Source organism: Micrococcus sp. HG099, assembly GCF_024723355.1.
In the GTDB taxonomy this organism is placed as follows: domain Bacteria; phylum Actinomycetota; class Actinomycetes; order Actinomycetales; family Micrococcaceae; genus Micrococcus; species Micrococcus endophyticus.
Map to the genome: position 1 here is coordinate 1 of NZ_JANQCJ010000137.1, position 5,650 is coordinate 5,650.

Genomic DNA, 5,650 nt, shown 5'->3' on the forward strand with positions numbered 1-5,650 from the left:
GGGTTGACATGGTCGCAGCGGATGGTCTAAGATGGAGAAGTTGCTCCAGAGCGAAACGGCCCGCGGAGCGGGTCGCTGAAGCTGGAAGCGCCTGTTGTTTGAGAACTCAATAGTGTGCCAAGTTTGTTGATGCCAATTGTTTTAACACATATTGGTTGATCATCGCTCACCACCCCCGTGGTGTGGTGATGGTCTGCCGGGTATTGAATTGATGTCATGGTGGTTATTTCCGGCTGCTGTGATGTTGTTCTGTAATTTTTTTACGGAGAGTTTGATCCTGGCTCAGGATGAACGCTGGCGGCGTGCTTAACACATGCAAGTCGAACGATGAAGCCCAGCTTGCTGGGTGGATTAGTGGCGAACGGGTGAGTAACACGTGAGTAACCTGCCCTTGACTCTGGGATAAGCCCGGGAAACTGGGTCTAATACCGGATAGGAACGTCCACCGCATGGTGGTTGTTGGAAAGATTTATCGGTCATGGATGGACTCGCGGCCTATCAGCTTGTTGGTGAGGTAATGGCTCACCAAGGCGACGACGGGTAGCCGGCCTGAGAGGGTGACCGGCCACACTGGGACTGAGACACGGCCCAGACTCCTACGGGAGGCAGCAGTGGGGAATATTGCACAATGGGCGAAAGCCTGATGCAGCGACGCCGCGTGAGGGATGACGGCCTTCGGGTTGTAAACCTCTTTCAGTAGGGAAGAAGCGAAAGTGACGGTACCTGCAGAAGAAGCACCGGCTAACTACGTGCCAGCAGCCGCGGTAATACGTAGGGTGCGAGCGTTATCCGGAATTATTGGGCGTAAAGAGCTCGTAGGCGGTTTGTCGCGTCTGTCGTGAAAGTCCGGGGCTTAACCCCGGATCTGCGGTGGGTACGGGCAGACTAGAGTGCAGTAGGGGAGACTGGAATTCCTGGTGTAGCGGTGGAATGCGCAGATATCAGGAGGAACACCGATGGCGAAGGCAGGTCTCTGGGCTGTAACTGACGCTGAGGAGCGAAAGCATGGGGAGCGAACAGGATTAGATACCCTGGTAGTCCATGCCGTAAACGTTGGGCACTAGGTGTGGGGACCATTCCACGGTTTCCGCGCCGCAGCTAACGCATTAAGTGCCCCGCCTGGGGAGTACGGCCGCAAGGCTAAAACTCAAAGGAATTGACGGGGGCCCGCACAAGCGGCGGAGCATGCGGATTAATTCGATGCAACGCGAAGAACCTTACCAAGGCTTGACATGTTCTCGATCGCCGTAGAGATACGGTTTCCCCTTTGGGGCGGGATCACAGGTGGTGCATGGTTGTCGTCAGCTCGTGTCGTGAGATGTTGGGTTAAGTCCCGCAACGAGCGCAACCCTCGTTCCATGTTGCCAGCACGTAATGGTGGGGACTCATGGGAGACTGCCGGGGTCAACTCGGAGGAAGGTGGGGACGACGTCAAATCATCATGCCCCTTATGTCTTGGGCTTCACGCATGCTACAATGGCCGGTACAATGGGTTGCGATACTGTGAGGTGGAGCTAATCCCAAAAAGCCGGTCTCAGTTCGGATTGGGGTCTGCAACTCGACCCCATGAAGTCGGAGTCGCTAGTAATCGCAGATCAGCAACGCTGCGGTGAATACGTTCCCGGGCCTTGTACACACCGCCCGTCAAGTCACGAAAGTCGGTAACACCCGAAGCCGGTGGCCTAACCCTTGTGGGGGGAGCCGTCGAAGGTGGGACCAGCGATTGGGACTAAGTCGTAACAAGGTAGCCGTACCGGAAGGTGCGGCTGGATCACCTCCTTTCTAAGGAGCATTAAGTGCCCGTTGCATCACCGAGTGTGTGATGGCGGGTTGCTCATGGGTGGAACATCGATGAATGGTGCCAGTGGTGGCGCCGGCAGTGCTCGAGTACGCCGAACCTCTTTGGGGGTTGGGTTGGAATGGGTGGTGTTGGTGGCTGCGAGCTGGTGTTGGCACACTGTTGGGTCCTGGAACAGCAGGCGCCCTGCCCGTGGGGGTGGGGTTGTTGTTTCTGGTCTCCGCGCCTTGTGAAGCTGCACCTTGTGGGTGGGTGGATGGGGTGTGGGTTGTTGTTTGAGAACTGCATAGTGGACGCGAGCATCTTATTTTTATTGTTGCTGCATCGTTGATCGCACTGTTCCCCCTGGGGTGGTGTGTGAGGTGTGGTGACGCCGAGAATGACATCTTAGTTATATTTTTGCTCATTTGAGGACTTTCATTGTGTGTGGAAGTTTCTAAGGGCGCATGGTGGATGCCTTGGCAACAGGAGCCGAAGAAGGACGTGGGAATCTGCGATAAGCCTGGTGGAGTCGATAACCGGACGTTGAGACCAGGATTTCCGAATGGGGAAACCCCGCACGACGTGTCGTGTGACCACCGGTTGAACACATAGACCGGTTGGAGGGAACGTGGGGAAGTGAAACATCTCAGTACCCACAGGAAGAGAAAACAAAAGTGATTCCGTTAGTAGTGGCGAGCGAACGCGGATGGGGCTAAACCGTATGTGTGTGATACCCGGCAGGGGTTGCATGTGCGGTGTTGTGGGCCCCTCCTTGTCATGTCTGCCGGCATGGCGCAGTGAGGTGCGGGCATATAGACGAACCAGTGTGGATGCTGGACCGTAGAGGGTGAGAGTCCCGTAGTCGAAATGTGTTCCGCCGCTGTTGGAGGGTCGCCCGAGTAGCACGGGGCCCGAGGAATCCCGTGTGAATCTGCCAGGACCACCTGGTAAGCCTGAATACTACCTGTTGACCGATAGCGGATCAGTACCGTGAGGGAATGGTGAAAAGTACCCCGGGAGGGGAGTGAAATAGTACCTGAAACCATGTGCCTACAAACCGTTGGAGCCTCCTTGTTGGGGTGACAGCGTGCCTTTTGAAGAATGAGCCTGCGAGTTAGTGATACGTGGCGAGGTTAACCCGTGTGGGGAAGCCGTAGCGAAAGCGAGTCTGAATAGGGCGATTGAGTCGCGTGTCCTAGACCCGAAGCGGAGTGATCTACCCATGGCCAGGTTGAAGCGCGTGTAAGAGCGCGTGGAGGACCGAACCCACTTCAGTTGAAAATGGAGGGGATGAGCTGTGGGTAGGGGTGAAAGGCCAATCAAACTCCGTGATAGCTGGTTCTCCCCGAAATGCATTTAGGTGCAGCGTCACGTGTTTCTTCCCGGAGGTAGAGCTACTGGATGGACGATGGGCCCTACAAGGTTACTGACTTCAGCCAAACTCCGAATGCCGGGAAGTGAGAGCGTGGCAGTGAGACTGTGGGGGATAAGCTTCATAGTCGAGAGGGAAACAGCCCAGACCACCGGTTAAGGCCCCTAAGCGTGTGCTAAGTGGGAAAGGATGTGGAGTTGCTGAGACAACCAGGAGGTTGGCTTAGAAGCAGCCACCCTTGAAAGAGTGCGTAATAGCTCACTGGTCAAGTGATTCCGCGCCGACAATGTAGCGGGGCTCAAGTACACCGCCGAAACCGTGGCATTCAGTTTTGCTGGATGGGTAGGGGAGCGTCGTTCACGAGGTGAAGCCAGCGGGTAACTTCTGGTGGATTGTGGACGAGTGAGAATGCAGGCATGAGTAGCGAAAGACGGGTGAGAAACCCGTCCGCCGGATGACTAAGGGTTCCAGGGTCAAGCTAATCTGCCCTGGGTAAGTCGGGACCTAAGGCGAGGCCGACAGGCGTAGTCGATGGACAACGGGTTGATATTCCCGTACCAGTGAAGAACCGTCCCTGCTGAGCCGGTGATACTAACCGCCCGAACCATCCCGAACCCCGTCTTTGACGGGGACGGTGGTGGGGAGCGCGGGACCTGAACCGGGGAGGCAAGCGCATTAACAGGTGTGACGCAGGAAGGTAGCCGGGCCAGGCAATGGAATCGACCTGGTCTAAGGGTGTAGGGCTGCCGGTAGGTAAATCCGCCGGCTATGTGCTTGAGACCTGATGGGCGCCCACTCGGTGGGTGATCCGGTGATCCTATGCTGCCAAGAAAAGCATCGGCGCGAGGTTCAAACTGCCCGTACCCTAAACCGACACAGGTGGTCAGGTAGAGAATACTAAGGCGATCGAGAGAATCATGGTTAAGGAACTCGGCAAAATGCCCCCGTAACTTCGGGAGAAGGGGGGCCCCAACCTTGAGCACCACGTGCTGGTGTGAGGGGATCGGGGCCGCAGAGACCAGGGGGAAGCGACTGTTTATCAAAAACACAGGTCCATGCGAAGTCGTAAGACGATGTATATGGACTGACTCCTGCCCGGTGCTGGAAGGTTAAGAGGACCCGTTAGCTTCGGCGAAGCGGAGAATTTAAGCCCCAGTAAACGGCGGTGGTAACTATAACCATCCTAAGGTAGCGAAATTCCTTGTCGGGTAAGTTCCGACCTGCACGAATGGAGTAACGACTTCCCCGCTGTCTCAACCGTGAACTCGGCGAAATTGCATTACGAGTAAAGATGCTCGTTACGCGCAGAAGGACGGAAAGACCCCGTGACCTTTACTATAGTTTGGTATTGGTGTTCGGTGTGGCTTGTGTAGGATAGGTGGGAGACTGTGAAGCGGGCACGCCAGTGTTCGTGGAGTCATCGTTGAAATACCACTCTGGTCACTCTGGATATCTAACTTCGGCCCGTGATCCGGGTCAGGGACAGTGCCTGATGGGTAGTTTAACTGGGGCGGTTGCCTCCCAAAATGTAACGGAGGCGCCCAAAGGTCCCCTCAGCCTGGTTGGCAATCAGGTGTCGAGTGCAAGTGCACAAGGGGGCTTGACTGTGAGAGTGGCAGCTCGAGCAGGGACGAAAGTCGGGACTAGTGATCCGGCGGCTCGTTGTGGAACGGCCGTCGCTCAACGGATAAAAGGTACCTCGGGGATAACAGGCTGATCTTGCCCAAGAGTCCATATCGACGGCATGGTTTGGCACCTCGATGTCGGCTCGTCGCATCCTGGGGCTGGAGTAGGTCCCAAGGGTTGGGCTGTTCGCCCATTAAAGCGGTACGCGAGCTGGGTTCAGAACGTCGTGAGACAGTTCGGTCCCTATCCTCTGCGCGCGTTGGAAATTTGAGAAGGTCTGTCCTTAGTACGAGAGGACCGGGACGGACGAACCTCTGGTATGTCAGTTGTACCGCCAGGTGCATGGCTGATTAGCTACGTTCGGGATGGATAACCGCTGAAAGCATCTAAGCGGGAAGCCGGCTTCGAGATGAGATTTCCTTGCCCCTTTGAGGGTGTGAGGCCCCCAGCTAGAACACTGGGTTGATAGGCTGGATGTGGAAGCGAGGACTGAAGACTCGTGAAGCTGACCAGTACTAATAGGCCGATGACTTACACACACTTTTTTCTTTGCTGCCCATGCTTCGGGTGGTGAGGGTGTGGTGCTTGCGTCCACTGTGCGGTTGTCTGATTGCAACCGGTTGCCCTGTTGGGGTGGTTGGGTATTGTTGAATAGTGTCACTGTTGTGTGACCCGTGATGGTTTCCCACCATGCCTGGTGTTTGTCGGGTGTGGGGTGGGATGAAGGGTTACGGCGGTCATAGCGTGGGGGAAACGCCCGGTTCCATTCCGAACCCGGAAGCTAAGGCCCACAGCGCCGATGGTACTGCAACCGGGAGGTTGTGGGAGAGTAGGTCGCCGCCGGACATTCTTTGGGGAGGGCCCTGCACTTT

General features: G+C 56.1%; 3 rRNA genes. All 3 read left to right on the forward strand.

The features are described from left to right. The first annotated feature begins 259 nt into the window (after positions 1–259). The 3 genes from NWP10_RS10235 (at position 260) to rrf (ending at position 5,624) form a co-directional block, all read left to right on the forward strand. A 16S ribosomal RNA gene (locus NWP10_RS10235) occupies positions 260–1,782 on the forward strand. Between the two features lie 442 nt (positions 1,783–2,224). After that, positions 2,225–5,317: ribosomal RNA gene (locus tag NWP10_RS10240) — 23S ribosomal RNA — on the forward strand. 190 nt (positions 5,318–5,507) lie between these two features. Continuing rightward, positions 5,508–5,624: ribosomal RNA gene (gene rrf, locus NWP10_RS10245) — 5S ribosomal RNA — on the forward strand. Together the 16S, 23S and 5S rRNA genes form the textbook arrangement of a ribosomal RNA operon. Positions 5,625–5,650 lie beyond the last annotated feature (26 nt).